We start from the raw sequence: 17,822 nt of genomic DNA, 5'->3' as shown, positions 1-17,822 counted from the left end.
TATAGCCCGAAGATATGGCGCCGCTGAATAGCTTGTAGTTATAGGACGCAGCCCGCTTGCTATGGCCCTGCGGTGCGATGCTGCGATAGGGTCGCGTTTCGTCATTTCATATCTGATCGGGGAGGGCCTGTTGATCCAGCGCCGCGCGTTTCTGCTGGCTTCGGTCGCGCTTGTCGCGGTGCCGGGAAGCCTGTTCGCGAAACCCCGGATCAAGGGCGCCGCGCAAACGATCAGCCTGTCCGGCGCGCGCGCGCCGGTCGAGGTGGTCGAAGACGAGCTGGGCGTGCCGCATGTCCGCGCGGCCTCGCTGCACGATGCCTTTTTCGGGCAAGGCTATCTCGTCGCGCGCGACCGGCTGTTCCAGATCGACATGGAACATCGCCGCGACATGGGGCGGATGGCCGAGGCCTTCGGACCGCGTTTCGTCGCCGCCGACAAGGCGGCGCGGCTCTTTCTCTATCGCGGCGACATCGATGCCGAACTCGCGGCGCTGCCGGCGGACGTGCTCGAATGCGCGCGCGGTTATGTCGCCGGCGTCAACGCCCGGATCGCGGAACTCGCCGCCGATCCGGCGCAGCTGCCGCTCGAATATGGCATATTGGGGATCAGCCCGCTGCGCTGGGAGATGGCGGATCTCGTTCGCAATCGCGGCATCGGCATGGGCGACGCCGACGACGAGGTGCGCCGCGCACAGCTGCAAGCGCGCGGACTGCTCGACGTCGACCAGCTGATGGTGCCGCTGCGCCCCGCCTGGTCCTTCACCGTGCCCGAAGGGCTCGACGTCGCGGCGGTGAGCGACGCCGACCTCGGCGTCCTCGATCCGGCAAGCCGCCCGATGGATTTCGATCCGGTGCAGGAAGCATCGCTCGACCCCGAACAACGTTGGACTGATCGCTTCGCGCTGGGCAGCAATGCGTGGACCGTTTCGCCGTCGCGCAGCGCCACCGGACGGCCGATTCTCGCCAACGATCCGCACCTCGGCATCGGCCGCGCCAGCCCGCGGCATATGTGCCATCTGTCGGCACCGGGGCTCGACGTCATCGGCGCGGGCGCGCCGGGGCTGCCCGGCATCATGCAGGGGCACACCGACCGCTTTGCCTTCGGCCGCACGAACTTCCACATCGACCAGACCGACCTGTTCGTCCTGCGCACCAAGGAGGGCGATCCGGGCCGCTATTGGCACAAGGGCAAATGGAAGGCGTTCGAGACCTTCGAGGACGAGATATTAGTCAAGGGCGCGCCGAGCGAACGCGTGACGCTGCGCTATGCCGCGGGCCGCCCGATCGTGTCGGACGACGTCGCGCGCAATCGCGCCGTTGCGTTCGCCACGGTCAGCATGCTGCCCGGCGCCAACCAGCGGTTCGCGATCATCGCGATCAACCTGTCGAAGGACTGGGCGTCGCTGCGGCAGGCATTCAAGCTGCACGTGTCGCCGACCAACCTCCATTATGCCGACATCGACGGCAACACGGGCTGGCAGACGATCGGTTTCACCCCGCGCCGGCCGAAACATGACGGGCTGTTTCCCGCGCCGGGCGATGGCGATTTCGACTGGACGGGTATCTTGCCCGTCGAGGATATGCCCCACGTCTATAACCCGCGCGAAGGCTGGTTCGCCTCGGCAAACCAGATGAATCTGCCGGCGGGCTATCCGTATCGCGAGCGGATCATCAGCTTCAGCTGGAGCGATCCCTTCCGCTACGATCGCGTCGCCGAGGTGCTGCGCAGCCAGCCGAAGCACCGGATCGAGGACAGCATCGCGCTTCAACACGACGTCCAGTCGCTTCCGGCGCGCGCGCTGCTGAAGCTGCTCCCTACCAATCCCACGGCGGCGGCCGCCCCCGCCGCCGCATTGCTGCGGCGATGGGATTGCGGGATCGAGGCGGATAGCGCGGCGGCGCTGCTGTATGAAATGGTGATGCCGGCGCTATCGACGGCCTTTTACGACCGGATCGTGCCCGCGGGCGCGCGCGACCTGATCGCGTCGGTCAATCTGTCGGAAATGCTGCGCCTCCTCGCGGCGGCCGACAAAAGGCTGGGCGACGATCCTGTCGCGGCGCGCGACGCGCTGGTCGACGGCGCGCTGGCGGCCGGATGGACAAAGGCGGTCGAACTCGGCGGCCCCGATCCGGCGCGCTGGAAATGGGGCGACCTGCACCGCGTCACGATCGCGCATCCGCTGTCGTCGAACCCGGCGATCGCGGCGGCATTCCCCCGGATCGAGGGCGGCAGGTCGGGCGGCGACGGGACGACGCCGATGGCGCGCGGCTTCAATCTCAAGCGGGGCTTCAACGTGTCGCACGGCGCGAGCTATCTGTTCGTCGCCGACGTCGGCGCGTGGGACAACAGCCGCTTCCTGCTGCTCCCCGGCCAGTCCGCCGATCCGCGCTCGCCGCGCTACCGCGACTTTTATCCCTATTGGCTGGCAGGCGCGATGCAGCCCTTGTGGTTCAGCAAGGTAGCGGTTGACCGGCATGCCGTGGGGCGGATGATCCTGACGCCTGCGGCTGGATGAACTAAGCCACGACCAAATCCGCTCGCATCGAGCGAAGTCGAGATGCCCCTCGGCCTTACGCGACCCCGACCAGTGTCTCGACTTCGCTCGACACGAACGGATACAAAATGGTTGCCTAAAGCGCCTCGGCGATCGCCACGAGCGCGCGGTCGACCGCGGCGGTGGCCTGCGCATCGGTGTCCTCGGGCATGTCGTTCGCCAGCGCCGAGAAGATCAGCGTCTTGCCGCTGCGCGTCGTCAGATAACCCGACAGCGCGCGCGACGCATTGAGCGATCCGGTCTTGGCGAACAATTTGCCCTCCAAAATCGTGCCCTTGAAACGGCTCTGCAGCGTCCCGTCGCGCCCGGCGATCGGCAGCGTTCCGCGCCACGCCATGCCCCACGGCTGGCGCGCGATCCAGCCGAGCAGGCCGACCGCGGCGCGAGGGGTGATGCGATTATACGACGACATGCCCGAGCCATCGGCAAAGAAATAGCCGGTCGCGGGCAGCCCCGCCTGCGTCATCACGCGATGCATCACCGCCTGCCCGTCGGCGATCGAGCCGCTGCCCGCCTGCCGCGCGACGCGGCGCAGCATCAGTTCGGTGTGGAGATTCTGGCTCTCCTTGTTGATCCGCACCATATTTTCGGCGAGCGACGGCGCGGGCAATTCGGCAAGCATCGCGGGTTCGGCGGGCAGGGTGGCCGTCGTGCCCTTGCGGTTCTCGGGATCGTCGGCGGGCGTCAGCGGCCGGTGGCGTGCTTCGATTTGGCCATCGACGCGTACACCGCGCGCGCGCAGCAATTCGCCAAGGCGCCACGCGGCATAATGCGCCGGATCGTCGATGCCATAGCGCAGCGTCAGGGGCGCGACCTCGGCGCCGACGGTGCCCGTCAGGCGAAGGACACGGCTGTTCGGCATGCGGTCGGCCTCGATCGCCTCTTCCTTGCCCGCGACGGTCGTGACCCGATTTTCGATGATATAATAGCCCGATGCCTGCACACCCGGCGCGGCGCCGACCACGCCCGGCGTCAGCTTCACCACCAGCTCATTGTCGTCGAGCGTCAGCGCCGAGGTGCCGGTGCCGTAACGCGACTGGATATTGTTCCAGCTCATCCCCGGGCCCCAGCGCTCGTCGGGGAACCAGCTGTCGTCGCCGATGATGTTGCGGACCTGGCGCGTCTTCGCCGCGACCGCGTCGGCGAGCGTCTGAAGGCAATCGACCTTGCAGTCGTCGACGCTCGACAGCAGCGCGTCGCCGCGGCCGTGCAGCACGACGTCGACCTTGCCATCGGCGCCCGTTTCGAGCCGCACGCCGGTGCCCTTTGCCGTCCGCTGGAGCAACGGCAGCTCGGCATAGGCGATCGCGGTCGTGAACATCTTGGTGTTCGAGGCGGGGATGAAGCGCTGGTCGGGAGCGATCGACAGCAGCACTTCGCCATCGAGCGTGGTGACGAGCAGGCCGAAGCGCGACCCCGCGGGTCCCTCGGCCAGTTTCTGTTCGACCGTCGTCAGCAGTGGCAGGGGCGCCGGGGTCGTCTGTGCGTGGGCCGCGGTCAGCGAAAGCGACAGCGCGAGAGCCGATGCGAGCGCGAAGCGTCCAATCGATGTCGTCATATTAATTTCGTTCGTCCCAAGCTGTAATGACCCGCTCGCCCACCGCGGGGCGCAGGATCGTGATGCCGCTGTCGGCGTGGCGGGTCGGATGGACCCGGTTGGTGAGTAAGGTCCACGCAACGCCGCGCTCGAAATCGATCCACAGCCCGGTGCCGGTAAAACCCGTGTGACCGATCGTGTCGGCCGAACAGGCATCGCCGCCATGCCATCCGGCAAAGGCGCGCTCCCACCCACAAGTGCGATGGCGTTCGTCCGCTGTGCGCACCTCGGCCAACATCGCGGGCGACAGCATCGAGCCATCAAGCATCGCGCGCGCGAACCCCAGCACGCCATCGACCGTGCCGAACAGCCCCGCATGACCCGGCGCGCCGCCGAGCGCGAACGCATTTTCGTCGTGCACCTCGCCCTTCATCACGCGCCCGCGCCAGCTGCAATCCTCGGTGGCGACCGCCGGGCCGGGCGGCGGGCCAAAGCCGAGCCCCGCGCCGAACGGCCAGTCCGACAGCGGCGCGCCCGTGAGGCGCTCGATCGCGATGCCGAGCAGGATGAAATTGATGTCCGAATAGACCGGCGGTCCGTGCCGCCATTCGCGCTGCAGGACAAACGCGCGCAGCCGCGCCGGATCGTCGCCATAGGTGTATATGGGCTCGACCGCGGGCAGGAAGGTCCTGTGCATCAGGCAGTCGCGAAAAGTCAGCCGGCGTTCGGCAGCGCCCGCGACGTCATATTGGCGGAGATCGGGGATCGCATCGGTCAGCGGCCGGTCGAGGTCGAGGCGTCCCTGTTCGGCGAGTTTCATGATGATCGTGGTCGTCGCGATCACCTTGCTGAGCGAGGCGAGGTCGAACCAGTGATCGCGTGTAAGCGCCTCGCGCTCGGAGACAAGCGCGGCCATTCCGGCGAAGTGCACCGCGCGCTCGCCGTCGGCGGACACGATCCCCAGCGCAGCGCCGGGAATGCGGCCGCTTTCGACCGCTTCGAGCGCGGGCGCAAAGCCCCCTTCGCAAATCGCCTCGATCGTCATGTCGGCACGCGGCCTTTCACCCGCACGATGATGGGTAGCAGGAAGATCGCGGCAAAGCTCAGCGCGCCCGAAAGCAGAAAGAAGCCGTCATAGCCGATCTGCGTCTGCATCGAGCCCGACGCGCCCGCGAGCAGACGCGGGAGCAGGAAGGCAAAGCCCGACAGCAGCGCATATTGCGCGCCCGGATAGGTCGGGCTGACGAGCATCGACAGGTAAACGACGAACACCGCACCCGCGAACCCGTTGCCGAACTGGTCGACCGCGACCGAGGTATAGAGGACAAAGGCCGACGGCTCGCTGTGCCACAGCCAGACATAAATCCAGTTGCCCGCCGCCGCCGTCACCGCGCCGATCCCGAGCGTCCAGCCGAGCGACAGCCGCGTCGACAGAAAGCCGCCGAGTGCGACGCCGAGCATGCTTGCGGACAGCGCGACGACGCCATCGGCAATGCCGATCTGGTGCAGGCTGTAACCCTTGTCGTTCCACAGCGGGTGCGACAGCGTCAGCGTGAGTACGTCGCCCATGCGATAGAGCGAGACGAAGGCGAGCACCGCGAGCACGGGCGTGCCATAACGCCAGAACAGTTCGACATAAGGCGCGGCGAAGGTCGATACGTTCGAAAGGGCATCGGCGGGCAGGCGGCGAATGCGCGGCAAGGCGAGCGCCAGCGCGACGAAGGGCAGCAAGGCGATCGCCAATACAAACGGCGTGACGTTGGTCTTCGCCGAAATGCCCGCACCTTGGACCGCCGAGAGCAGCGCCCAGCCGATCACAGCGGTGACGATTGCGGTGGCGAGTATGACGAACAGGCTGGTGAGCGTTCCCGCGACGAGTGCCTGCGTCCGGCCCCCGGTGCCTTCGCGTTCGGGCCGCATCGCCGCGAGGATCGGGAAGGGCAGGAAGGCGGCGACAGCGATCACCAGATAGGCCCAGGTCCAGTCGGCCCACGCCGCAACGAGGATCGCGCCGCTCCCCGCCGCGACCATCGCGCTGCGATAGCCCCACAGGTTCGCGGCGACGATTGGCGCCTGTTCGGCCTGCGTCGGCGCAAGCTCGATGCGCCAGCCGTCGGCGGCAACCTCCAATGTCGTTGTCCAGAAGGCGAGCACGACCGCGAACAGCGCGGTCAGCGGCAGGCTCTTGTCGCTCGAGGTGAAGGCCATCGCGACCATCGACAGGAAGATGCCGAGCTGCGACAGCATGATCCACCCGCGCCGGCGCCCCCAGAAACGCGAAAATCCGGGCACGTCGTAGCGCTCGATCAGCGGCGCCCAGGCGAATTTGAACGTCGGCAGCAACGCGATCCACGCGAAGAAGCCGATGATGACGATATCGACGCCGTGCCGCGCGAGGCGCAGCGTCAGCACCGCGTTGAACATGTAGAAAGGCAGCCCCGCCGAAAAGCCGAGCAGCAGGTAAAGGCCGAGCAGGCGCCGTGCCGATGGCCTGGCGGGCAGGTCGCCTGCGAGGGCCCCCGCCACGGCCTCGGCCGCCGCTGTGGTCACGCCTTTTCCTCCGGCTCGACGGCTTTTTCCCAGCGCGCGACGACGCTGGTGATCGTGAGGTTCGCACTCGCGCTTGCGACGGTGCGCGTCATGTCGAGCAGCCGGTCAAAGGGCAGGACGAAGCCGACGACGAGAGCGGTCTGCTCGGGCGAAACTCCGGCTGCGGAGAGGACGGCGGCGAGCATGAAGAGCGATGCCGACGGGATCGGCGCCGTGCCGAACGCGGCGAGCGCGCCGGTGAGCAGGACGATCGCGAGCATCGGCAGGTCGGGTTCGACGCCGACCGCCTGCAACGCGAAAATGCTGAGCAGCCCGACGTACATCGCGGTGCCGTCCTTGCCGATGCTCGCACCGATCGGCAGCACGGTCTTGGCGACCCCGGGCGCGATCCGCAAATCCTCGAGCGCGATGCGGAGCGCGACGGGCAGCGTCGCGGCCGAGGAGGCGGTCGAAAAGGCGACCGCCAGCGCGTCGATAATCGTGCGATAGAAACGGAGCACCGGCCGCCGCGCGACAAAGGCGATCAGCGGCACGTGGACGAGCAATATCTGCAGGATGACTCCCGCCGCGACCCCGACTGCCAGCCAGCCGATGTTGGCGAACACCGCAACGCCATTGTCGGCGACCGCCTTCGCGATCAGCGCCAGCACGCCGAACGGGGTGATTTCCATGACGATCCGCACCAGCTGGAACAGCACTTGCCCTGCCGACTGCAACAGGTCTGCCATCGGGCGCCCCGGCTCCCCCGCGAGAATGACGCCAAAGCCGAAAAGCATGGAAAAGAAGATGATCGCGAGCATGTCGCCTGCAACGAGCGCCTCGACGATATTGACGGGGACGATGCCGATCAATTGGTCGTGCAGCGACTTGGGCTCACCCAGCGCGTGCGGCGTGGCGGTGCCCAGCGCGGCGCCCTGCCCGGGTTCGAGCAGCAGGCCCACGATCATGCCGATCGACACCGCGCAGAAGGTGGTCGCCGCGAACAGGCCGACCGTCCGCGCGCCGACCGACCCCAGCTTTCGCGGGTCGGCGAGCGCGGTGACGCCCGACGCGATGCTGATGAAGACGATCGGGACAACGAGCATCCGGATCACGCGGACGAACAATTCGCCGATGAAGGCGATCGCGCCCGTCGCGGCAGGCCACAGGAGCCCCAGCAGCACGCCGACGACCATCGCGCCCAATACGCGTTGCCACAGCGGCACTGCGAACCAGCCGCGAAGAAACCCCGTCATCCGTCCCCCTGTTTTATCGTATCAAATACCGCCCCAGAAACCGGGCCGCGGCGGCGCCATGATACCGTTCGCCGCGCTGACCCCGCCCGAGCGATCCTCTGCAAGCCAGAGCGGTCCGTCAAGGTCGACGAAGCTGCTCGTCGCCGCGATGGCCCAGGCGGGCGCGATCGAGAGCGACGAACTGATCATGCAGCCGGTCATCACATCGAGCCCGCGCGCGCGCGCTGCTTGCGCGAGATCGAGCGCGGCGGTGAGCCCGCCGGTCTTGTCGAGCTTGATGTTCACGACGCCATAGCCGTCGGGCAGGCTGTCGAGATCGGCCGCGACATGCACCGCCTCGTCGGCGGCAATCGGGATCGCCGACCGGAAACCGATGAGGTCGCGGTCGGCGTCGGCGGGGAGTGGCTGTTCGAGCAGGTCGATGCGCAGATCGGTCATCAGCCCCTGCAAGTCGCGGACCTCCGATATGGTCCAGCTTTCATTGGGATCGACGATCATTTTCGGCTTGGGCGCCGCAGCGCGGACGGCCCCCAGCTGTGCGGCCGGATCGCTGCGGTCGACCTTGACCTTGACCAGCGGCGCGTCTGCGAGTGCGGCGGCAGCAACCGCCATGCGGTCGGGGGTGTCGAGGCTGACCGTCATTGCGGTGACGATCGGACGGAGCGGCTTTTCAAGTCCCAGCGCCGCCGCGAAATCGCTTCCCGCGAGGCGCAGTTCCAGATCCCACAGCGCGCAGTCGACCGCGTTGCGCGCGGCACCCGCGGGCATCAGTTGCAGCAACTCCTGCCGGCCCACGCCGCGCTCGATCGCGCCGCGCGCCGCTTCGATCGCAGCGATCGTGCTTTCGACATTCTCGCCATAGCGGGGGTAGGGGACGCATTCGCCGCGGCCGGTGACCCCATCCTGCGCGATGGCGACGGTCACGACCTCGGCGGCGGTCTTGACCCCGCGCGAGATGCGAAACGGCGTGTGCAGCGGCAGGGTCTCGCCGGCGACGGTCAGGATGCGGGGCATCGCCGGGCGATCAGACGGTTTCGGCGGTGGCGGGCGCGTCCAGCAACCGGTCGAGGATTGCCTCGACCCCGAAGCGATAGGGATCGCTGGTAGGCAGCCCGAATTCTGCTTCGGTTCTCGCGCACAGCGCCTTCGCTTCATCTTCGGACATCGCCGAGGTGTTGAGCGCGATGCCGACCACTTGCACGTCGGCATTGGTCAGCCGCGCCACGCGCAGATTGGCCTCCAGCGTTTCGGCAATGCCGGGCAGCGGATAGTGCGGCAGGCCGCGCATATGCGGGCGCACCGGGTCGTGGCAGAGGACGAGCGCGTCGGGCTGCGCGCCGTGCAGCAGCCCCGTCGACACGCCGGCGAAGGAGGGATGATAGAGCGAGCCCTGCCCTTCGATCAGGTCCCAGCCGTCGTCGCTGCGCGCGGGCGAAATTTGCTCGATTGCGCCCGAAATGAAGTCTGCGACCACGGCGTCGAGCGGGACGCCGTCGCCCGCGATCAATATGCCGGTCTGCCCGGTCGCGCGGAAATCGGCGGCCACGCCGCGCTTTTCGAGTGCGCTGGCGAGGCAGAGCGTCGTGTACATCTTGCCGACCGAACAATCGGTGCCGACGGTCAGCAGCCTTTTGCCCGCGCGCGGCTTGCCGTTGCCGATCGGAATGTCGGGCCGCGGGTCGCGCACGTCGTGGAGCTTGCGGCCGAGCCGCGCCGCGGCTGCAATCAGGCGCGGTTCGGCGTTCAGCCGGTGGTGGAGCCCCGATGCGATGTCGAGCCCGGCGTCCATCGCGGCGAGCGCATCGACGATCAGATCCTCACCCAGCTTGCCGCCCGCATTGGCGATGCCGAGCACTAGCGTCCGCGCACCGGCGTCGTGCGCTGCGGCGAAATCCATGCGTGGCAGGTCCAGAGTCAGCGGGCAATCGTCGTGGCGATATTCGCCGATGCTGATGTCGGGCCGGAACACCGCGAGCCCGCGCGAGGTCTTGATGTCGGCGGGGTCGCTCGAGTGGCCGAGGTAGAGAAGATAGGGCGTTTCGATCATGGATCCGGGAAACCTGCGAGATGATGAGAGGCCGATATTATCCCTTGCTGCCGTAACGCCCCAATATCTAGCGCCCCATATCCTATAGCTTGACGCTATAGCCCCTCGATCACCGTCGCGAGCACCGCGAGGAACGCCGACGCCGTTCGCGACGGCGGGCGGTTCTGCAGATAGACCGCGTTGATGTCGAAGGTGATCGCGGGCTGCAGCGGCCGGCTCGATAGCCCGGGGGGCAGCGCGGCATGCGCGGTGAAATTGTCGACGATCGCCATGCCGACCCCCGCACCCACCAACGCCGCGGCGACATAATAGGTGCGCGCCGAAACGACCTCGTCCAGCTCGACCTCGAGTCGGCTGAGCTCGCTCGACAGCATCCGTCCGATCGGGCCGCCTTGCACCGGGCTGATGAACTTGTGCCCGCGCAGCTCGTCGAGGTGCAGGCGCGGCGGTGCGCCGGGCATGTCCCCTTCACGATAGATGACGACCAGCTCGCCCTCGCCGATCACCTGATGCGCGACGGGCGCCGACAAGGGCACTTCGAAACTGATCGCGATGTCGGTTTCATGCTCATAGAGTTTGCGCACCATTTCGTCGTGATGCAGCGTCTGGAGGTCGAACATGATGTCCGCATGATCGCCCATGAAGCGGGCGACGGCCTCGGGTATCGCGCCGAGCCCGAGCGAGGGAAGCGCCGAAATGCGGAGCAGCCCGCCGCGCCCGTGGCGCAAATTCTGGCACGCCTGGCGCAGCGAGCGCACCCGGTCCTGAATGTCGGAGACTTCGGCGAACAGCGTGTGCGCGTCCTGCGTCGGGATCAGCCGCCCCTTCGACCGTTCGAACAGGGTCAGGCCGATCGAGCGTTCGGCATGGCGCAGCACCTTGGTCACCGACGGCTGCGACACGTTGAGCGACCGCGCCGCGGCGCTGACCGTGCCGTGCAGGAAGACCGCGTGGAATATCTCGATCTGGCGCAGGTTCATTCCATTAGGATCCCGAAGTTGCGACACCGGGGCGTGCGATTGCCCCTTGTTTTGGCCGGATATTGTTGTGGCTTTGATCTCTATGCCATCGGGTTATAGGGGGTGCAACAACGCTGTCTGGACGCGGGACGTGCAATCGAGACATCTTCGTCCCTGATAAAAGCTCCATGGAAGGATCACGCCGATGCCCCAACCGCTTGCTTCGCTTTCGGTTCGCCGCACGATCGGTTCGCTGTCGGTGGCCGCAGCGCTGCTCTGCGTGGGCGGAGCGGCGGCGAAGGCGGATCAGACGGTCGATGTGATCATCCGCGGCGGCACGATCTACGACGGCGGCGAGGGCAAGCCCTTTGTCGGCGATGTCGCGATCCGCGGCGACCAGATCGTCTATGTTGGCAAGTCGGGCCGCCATAAGGCGGGCAAGGTCATCGACGCCAAGGGCATGATCGTCGCGCCGGGCTTCATCGATCCGCACACCCATGCCGACAGCTTCATCCGTTCGCCCGACAAGGCGGTGCGCGTCAATGCGGCGTGGCTCAATCAGGGCGCGACCACCGTGATGATCGGGGTCGACGGGTCGGGTACGCCCGATGTTGCGGAGGATGCCGGCAAGCTCGCGGCATCGGGGATCGGCACCAATATCGTTCCGTTCGTCGGGTTCGGCCCGGTTCGCCAGCGCGTGCTCGGTCAGGATGCGCGCGCGCCGAGCCCCGCCGAACTCGACCGGATGAAAGCGCTGGTGGCCAAGGGCATGTGCGAAGGCGCCGTCGGCCTGTCGACCGGCCTCTTCTATGCGCCGCAAAGCTTTTCTATCACGGACGAGGTCGTGGCGGTGGCGCGCGAGGCCGCGCGCCACGGCGGCGTCTACGACACCCACCAGCGCGACGAATCGAGCTACAGCATCGGCCTGCTCGGGTCGGTGCAGGAAGCGATCGACATCGGGCGGCAGGCGGGAATGCCCGTCCATTTCGCGCATCTGAAAGCGCTTGGCGTCGATGTGCATGGACAGGCGGGCGCGGTGATCGACGCGATCGACGCCGCGCGCAAGTCGGGGGTCGATGTGACCGCCGATCAATATCCCTGGCTGGCGTCGGGATCGAGCCTCGATGCGTCGCTGCTGCCGCGCTGGGCGGTCGACGGCGGCGGGCCGGCCTTGCTGAAGCGGCTCGATGATCCCGCAACGCTGGAACGGATTCGCGGCGAGATGCAGGAGAATCTTCGCCGGCGCGGCGGCGCGAGTGCGCTGCTGCTCATCGCGCAGGGCTTTCCCTGGACCGGCCAGACGCTCGAACAGGTAGCAGACACGTGGAAGCTCGACAGCCGCGACGCCGCGCTGCGCATCATCCGGCAGAGCATCGAAGCGGGCGAACAGAAGAGCGGCGGCACCGCGGTCGCGTCGTTCAACATGGCGCAGGCCGACGTCGACCTGCTGATGAAGCAGCCGTGGATGGTGACATCGTCCGACGGCTCGGACGGCCATCCGCGCATGTTCGCGACCTTTCCCGAAAAATATGTGCGCTATGTCCGCGAGCGGAAGGTCATCGACCTCGCTACCTTCATCCGCCAGTCGACGGGGCGCACCGCCGACATCTACAAGCTCGACCGGCGCGGCTATCTGCGTCCCGGCTATTTCGCCGATATACTCGTCTTCAACCCCGACCAATATGCCCCGCGCGCCGATTATGTGCGCCCGCGCGAGCTGAGCGTTGGCGTCAGCAAATTGTTCGTCAACGGCGCGCTGGCGGTCGACGACGGCCGGACGACCGGCGTCGCCGCGGGCCGTGCTTTGCTGCGGCCCCGTCCGGCCGGATGCCCATAGCCGACAACCACGCTTCAACCTGATCGCTGCACAGCCTTAGCGCCCGTCATTGACAGGAGGGCGTTGCTCCGCTTTATCTAAATTCGAATTATTAAAGCGCCTATGCTTTATGAATCGAATCTGTTTGGCGGGGGGCGCCGGGCATTCGGATCAGTTTGAAGGACAATCCAGCGATGGCCCTTAATCTTCCGGGTCTTGACCGGCGGCAACCGACGAAAAATGGTCCAGAGGCGCGCGACGCGCGGCTGACGCTCAGCCTATCGGGCACCAATCTGGAGCGCGCGGGCGACTATAATCAGCGGATCGTGCTGCAGGCTATTCGCCTGACCGACGAAACGACGCGCAGCGACCTGGCGCGCGTCACCGGGCTGACGCCGCCGACGATCGTCAATATCACCAAGCGGCTGATCGACCTGGGGCTCGTCAAACCGGCGGGACGGCTGCAGGGCAAGCGCGGCCAGCCCGCGATGCGGATCGTGATCGATCCCGACGGCGCCTTCTCGATCGGGCTCAACATCGACCGCGACCATATCACGCTGGTGACGCTCGACCTCGCGGGCAAGATTCGCAGCCGCCACACGCGCGAGATTGCCTTCGCGCTGCCCGGAACGGTCGTCGATCATGTCCGCGACATCCTGCCTGGACTACTCGAAGAGGGCGGCGTCGATCGGGGGCGCATCCTTGGCGTCGGCGTCGCGCTGCCCGACGATCTCGGGCGGATTTCATTGCCGCACCGGCCGACCGAATATGACGCGTGGGACGATATCGACCTGGGCGCGCTGCTCGGCGAAGTGCTGCCCTGGCCGCTCCACGCCGACAATGATGCCGCGTCGGCGGCGCTCGGCGAAGTCCATCTGGGCAACGGCATCGCGCTGCCGAGTTTCTTTTACCTGCTGATCAGCGCGGGCCTCGGCGGCGGGCTGGTGATCGACCGCAGCTACGTACGCGGCGCCGATTCGCGGTCGGGCGAGATCTGGGCGCTGCCCGATCCGGCGCGCGGCGAGGGGGCGAATGTGCAGGACACGGTTTCGCTGTCGGCGCTTTACGCCCGGCTGGAAGCAGCGGGGCATGTCGTCGACGGGCCCGAGGCGCTGATCGACGGCCCGGCGGCGCAGGAGGCGGTGATCGTCCAATGGCTCGACGATGCCGCCGACGTGCTGGTCCAGCCGCTGATTGCGGTCAATTGCCTGATCAATCCGGCCGCGATCCTCATCGGCGGGCGGCTTCCGGGCAAATTGGTCGACGCGCTCGTCGAACGGCTCAATGCGCGGATGGCGGGGCGCAAGCTTCCCGTGGTGGCGCCGGTGCGACGCGCCGAGGCGGCCGACGATGCGTCGGCGATCGGCGCCGCGATCATTCCGTTCCTCGACAATGTCCTGCCGTCCGAATCGATCCTGATGCAGGCGGGGCGCTGACGCTTTACTCGATCCGCTCCGCCATCTCGTCGAGGTCGACACCCCGCGTTTCGGGGAAGATCGCCGCGACGACGACGAACTGGACGACCATCGCGGCGGCGAAGATCGCGAACGGCGCGCCGGGCGACCACGCCACCAATATCGGGAAGATACCGGCGATCAGCGCGTTCATCAGCCAATGCGTGCTCGCGCCAAGCGCGCTGCCGCGCGCGCGGACGGGGGTCGGGAATATCTCCGAAATATAAACCCAGATGACCGCGCCCTGGCTCGTCGCGAAGAAGGCGATGAAACCGATGAGCGCGGGGAGCATCAGGCCGTTGTCGAGCGCGCCGTAAAGGACCCCTGCGGCGGCGGCGAGGCATAATGTCATGCCCGCCGCGCCCGCGAGCAGAAGCGTCTTGCGCCCGATCCGGTCGATCAGCGCCATGCCGACGAGCGTGAACACCAGATTGGCGATGCCGATCAGCACCGCCTGCCGGTCGGGCGATAGCGAACCCGCGCGCGCGAAGATGTCGTTGAGATAATAGAGCACCGCGTTGATGCCGGCGAGCTGGTTGAACATCGCGACGAGGATCACGAGCATTATCGGCCGCCGATGGCGGCGCCACGACAGCTTCTCCCCCGGCGGGTCGCGTTCGAGCGCCTGCTCGACGCGGCGGAGTTCGGCTTCGGCGGCATCGGGCGCGGTGCCGATCCGCGTCAGCGCGATGCCCGCTTCGTCCCGGCGTCCCTTGGCGACGAGCCAGCGCGGGCTGTTGGGGATCGCGAACAGCAGAACGAAGAACAGCAGGGCGGGGGCGGCGGTGACGCCCAGCTTCCACCGCCATGCCGCGTCGCCGCCGACCAGCCCCGCGATCGTCGCGTTGCTCAGATAGGCGACGAGAATGCCGGTCACGATCATCAGCTGGAACAGGCCGACGAGGAACCCGCGGTGCCGCGGCGGCGCGATCTCGGCGATGTAGACGGGCGCAAGCACCGACGAGCCGCCGATCGCGAGCCCGCACATGAAACGGAAGATGAGGAAGGCCGGCCAGCTCGATGCCAGCGCGCAGCCGATTCCCGCGATGAAATAAAAGGCGGCGAGGATCCGCAGGCTGTCGCGGCTGCCGAACGCATCGCCCGGCTTGCCCGCGAACAGCGCCCCGACGAGGGTGCCCCAGAGCGCGGCCGCTACGGTGATGCCGAGCGTTTCGGGGGTGAGCGCGAAGAGATGGGTGAGGTCACCCGTCACCCCTGCGATCACCGCGGTATCGAATCCGAAGAGAAGACCCGCCAGGGCCGCCGTCCCGATCGCGGCGGCCAAAGTACCGCGACCTCCCGTGCCGCGCCCTCCCGGACGTTGCGGTGCGCCGGGCACCCGAAATGCTTCGCTGTCGTGCTTGCCTGTCATCCACTCTCTCCGACGGATCGGGCATCGGCGCCCGTCCTGATTGCCGACAGCCATGCCACAACGGCGATTTCGATCAAATAAATTAATTTTCATTATTATCTTGACGAGGGGCGTCCGGCCGGGGCAGTTTTTGCAAACCAGACCCGGAACGGCGGCTGGGAAACAGGGAGAGGTTTGTGCCGGCGACATTGCTTGCGACCCATCGCGTGGAAAAGCCCTGGGGGCGCCACCAGCTATGGGGGCCGTTTCGCGATTCGCCCGCGGGCGGCGAGCCCGTCGGCGAAATCTGGTTCCAGGCGCCCGGCGACAGCACGCCCGATCTTCTGATCAAATATCTCTTCACCAGCGAAAAACTGTCGGTGCAGGTGCATCCCGACGACGAACAGGCGCATGCACGCGGGCTGCCGCGCGGCAAGGACGAATGCTGGCTGATCCTGGGCGCCGCGCCCGATTCGACGATTGCGCTGGGAACGAAAGCGCCGGTCGACACGGCGGCGCTGCGCGACGCCGCGCTCGATGGCAGCATCGAGCAATCGCTCGACTGGAAGTCCGTGAAGGCAGGCGATTTCTTCTACGTCCCCTCGGGCACGGTGCACGCGATCGGCGCGGGTCTGACGCTGATCGAGGTGCAGCAGAACAGCGAGACGACGTACCGCCTCTATGACTATGGGCGCCCGCGCGAGCTGCATCTGGAGGACGGCATCGCGGTGTCCGATCCGCAGCCCTATGCCGCCTATCCGTCCCCCGGCCGCATCGCCGACGACCGCACGATCCTTGTCGACGGGCCGAAGTTCGTGCTCGAACGGTTGGCCGGTGGGACGCGCACGATCGCGCTGCCCGATGGCGTCACCGCATGGCTGATCCCGGTTTCGGGCAAGGGCACCGTCGACGGGGTCGCTTTCGCGGCGGGCGAGTGTCTCGCGCTCACCGGCTCGGTGCAACTCGATGCCGAGGCCGGGGCCGACCTGTTGCTCGCCTATCCGGGCGCGGAGAGACTCGCATGACCGCCAGCCGCTCGGGCACCGCCTGGACCTTCGGCTATGTCACCATGCTCTTCTTCGTCTGGGGCGCGGTGACCGCGGTCAACGACATTTTGATCCCCGCGGTGAAGGCGATCTTCGCGCTCAGCGATACCGAAAGCTTCCTCACCCAATTCGCCTTCTTCATGGCCTATGGTGTCGTCTCGCTTCCTGCGGCGGCGATCATGGGGCGGCTCGGTGCGGCCAATTCAATTATCGTGGCGCTCGCGACGATGATCGCCGGCTGCCTGATCATGCCGCTGGCGACCGTCGTGCGCGAATATTCGATCGTGCTCGTCGGCCTGTTCGTGATCGCGTCGGGGATTACGCTGCTGCAGGTCGCGGCGAACCCGCTGTCGGCATCGCTCGGCCGTCCCGAACGCTCGCATTTCCGGCTGGTGCTCAGTCAGGCGTTCAATTCGTTCGGCACCGTTATCGCGCCCTATCTCGCGGCGCGGACGCTGCTGCAGGGCGGATTGTTCGAAGACGGGCCGGTGACCGAGGCGAAGATCGCCTATTCGCTCGGCCGGATCGACGTCGCTTATGTCTTCATCGCGGCGGTGATCGCAGTGCTCGCGATGTTCCTGTATCGCGTCCGCCACGAGATCACCGCGGCCGCGCCGCCGGTCGAGACGGGCGCGCGCGTGTCGAGCGCCTTTGCATCGCCGTGGGCGCTCGCCGGCGCGCTCGCGATCTTCCTCTATGTCGGTGCCGAGGTCGCGATCGGCAGCGCGATGGTCAATTTCCTCGAACAGCCCGATGTGTTCGCGATCAGCGCGGTACAGGCGGGGAGCTTCGTCAGCCTCTATTGGCTCGGCGCGATGATCGGGCGCTTTATCGGCTCGGGTCTCCTCTACAAGCTGCCCGCGGGTCCGCTCCTCGCGGTGGCGGCGGTCGCCGCGGCGCTGATCTGCCTGACGATCAGCCAGATCAGCGGGCCGGCGGCGGGCGTGCTCGCGATCTCGGTCGGGCTGTTCAACTCGATCATGTTCCCCGTGATCTTCTCGCTGACGATCGAGCGTTCGACCGCGCCCGCGTCGGCGACGTCGGGGCTGCTCTGCATGGCGATCGTCGGCGGCGCGCTCGTGCCGCTCGTCTTCGCGCAGGTCGCCGACGCGAGCGGCAGCCGCTTCCTCGCCTTTCTGGTGCCGATGGCCTGTTACCTCGTCATCGCGCTGTTCGGCTGGCGCGCGGCGCGGGAGCCGGCGCGGACGACCAGCTTCGCAACTTCGCTGCACTGACCACGCAATCAACGAAAATATTCAGGGAAGAGGGTCGC

13 protein-coding genes are annotated in these 17,822 nt (G+C 67.1%); 5 read left to right on the top strand and 8 right to left on the bottom strand.

Annotation, left to right across the window (positions count from 1 at the left end; all coding sequences use genetic code 11):
• Positions 1–130: 130 nt before the first annotated feature.
• A complete protein-coding gene (locus ATE70_RS05060; RefSeq protein WP_058537016.1) occupies positions 131–2,515 on the top strand; it encodes a penicillin acylase family protein in 2,385 nt (794 codons plus the stop codon).
• A 115-nt stretch (positions 2,516–2,630) separates the two neighbouring features.
• Here ATE70_RS05060 and dacB read toward each other — a convergent pair whose 3' ends face one another.
• From dacB to ATE70_RS05025, 7 genes are all read right to left on the bottom strand, one after another.
• On the bottom strand, positions 2,631–4,112 hold the full coding sequence (gene dacB, locus ATE70_RS05055) for a D-alanyl-D-alanine carboxypeptidase/D-alanyl-D-alanine endopeptidase (RefSeq protein WP_058536830.1): 1,482 nt from the start codon (positions 4,110–4,112) through the stop codon (positions 2,631–2,633).
• A gap of 1 nt (position 4,113) precedes the next feature.
• Positions 4,114–5,136, bottom strand: a complete 1,023-nt coding sequence (locus tag ATE70_RS05050) for a serine hydrolase domain-containing protein (protein ID WP_058536829.1) — start codon at positions 5,134–5,136, stop codon at positions 4,114–4,116.
• The gene (locus ATE70_RS05045) at positions 5,133–6,641 is read right to left on the bottom strand and encodes a permease (RefSeq protein WP_231732820.1); all 1,509 of its coding nucleotides are present in this window, start codon (positions 6,639–6,641) and stop codon (positions 5,133–5,135) included. The genes ATE70_RS05050 and ATE70_RS05045 overlap by 4 nt, the downstream gene beginning before the upstream one ends.
• Positions 6,638–7,876: a dicarboxylate/amino acid:cation symporter gene (locus ATE70_RS05040; protein WP_058536828.1), complete on the bottom strand. Its 1,239-nt coding sequence runs from the start codon at positions 7,874–7,876 to the stop codon at positions 6,638–6,640. Before ATE70_RS05040 ends, ATE70_RS05045 begins: the two co-directional genes overlap by 4 nt.
• Positions 7,877–7,897: 21 nt before the next feature.
• A complete protein-coding gene (gene dgcA, locus ATE70_RS05035; protein WP_058536827.1) occupies positions 7,898–8,890 on the bottom strand; it encodes an N-acetyl-D-Glu racemase DgcA in 993 nt (330 codons plus the stop codon).
• Positions 8,891–8,900: 10 nt separating this feature from the next.
• Positions 8,901–9,923, bottom strand: a complete 1,023-nt coding sequence (gene dgcN / locus ATE70_RS05030; RefSeq protein WP_058536826.1) for an N-acetyltransferase DgcN — start codon at positions 9,921–9,923, stop codon at positions 8,901–8,903.
• A 95-nt stretch (positions 9,924–10,018) separates the two neighbouring features.
• Positions 10,019–10,903, bottom strand: coding sequence for a LysR family transcriptional regulator (locus tag ATE70_RS05025; protein ID WP_037512146.1), 885 nt, complete (start codon positions 10,901–10,903; stop codon positions 10,019–10,021).
• Between the two features lie 184 nt (positions 10,904–11,087).
• On the opposite strand from ATE70_RS05025, the gene ATE70_RS05020 reads away from it, so the two are divergent.
• Together ATE70_RS05020 and ATE70_RS05015 are read left to right on the top strand one after the other, a co-directional pair.
• A complete protein-coding gene (locus ATE70_RS05020; RefSeq protein WP_058536825.1) occupies positions 11,088–12,719 on the top strand; it encodes an N-acyl-D-amino-acid deacylase family protein in 1,632 nt (543 codons plus the stop codon).
• 173 nt (positions 12,720–12,892) lie between these two features.
• On the top strand, positions 12,893–14,134 hold the full coding sequence (locus ATE70_RS05015) for an ROK family transcriptional regulator (RefSeq protein ID WP_058536824.1): 1,242 nt from the start codon (positions 12,893–12,895) through the stop codon (positions 14,132–14,134).
• A 4-nt stretch (positions 14,135–14,138) separates the two neighbouring features.
• On the opposite strand, the gene ATE70_RS05010 is transcribed toward ATE70_RS05015, so the two are convergent.
• Complete coding sequence (locus tag ATE70_RS05010; protein ID WP_082639645.1) at positions 14,139–15,524, bottom strand: sugar porter family MFS transporter; 1,386 nt, start codon at positions 15,522–15,524, stop codon at positions 14,139–14,141.
• A gap of 176 nt (positions 15,525–15,700) precedes the next feature.
• On the opposite strand from ATE70_RS05010, the gene ATE70_RS05005 reads away from it, so the two are divergent.
• Positions 15,701–16,528 (top strand): class I mannose-6-phosphate isomerase, encoded by an 828-nt coding sequence (locus tag ATE70_RS05005; protein WP_058536823.1) that lies wholly within the window; start codon positions 15,701–15,703, stop codon positions 16,526–16,528.
• On the top strand, positions 16,525–17,784 hold the full coding sequence (locus tag ATE70_RS05000) for a sugar MFS transporter (protein ID WP_058536822.1): 1,260 nt from the start codon (positions 16,525–16,527) through the stop codon (positions 17,782–17,784). The genes ATE70_RS05005 and ATE70_RS05000 overlap by 4 nt, the downstream gene beginning before the upstream one ends.
• Positions 17,785–17,822: the final 38 nt, after the last annotated feature.

Source organism: Sphingopyxis sp. H053, from assembly GCF_001468225.1.
Lineage (GTDB): Bacteria > Pseudomonadota > Alphaproteobacteria > Sphingomonadales > Sphingomonadaceae > Sphingopyxis.
Note: the sequence above shows the minus strand (reverse complement) of the source record. Positions and strands in the feature narration are given on the sequence as shown.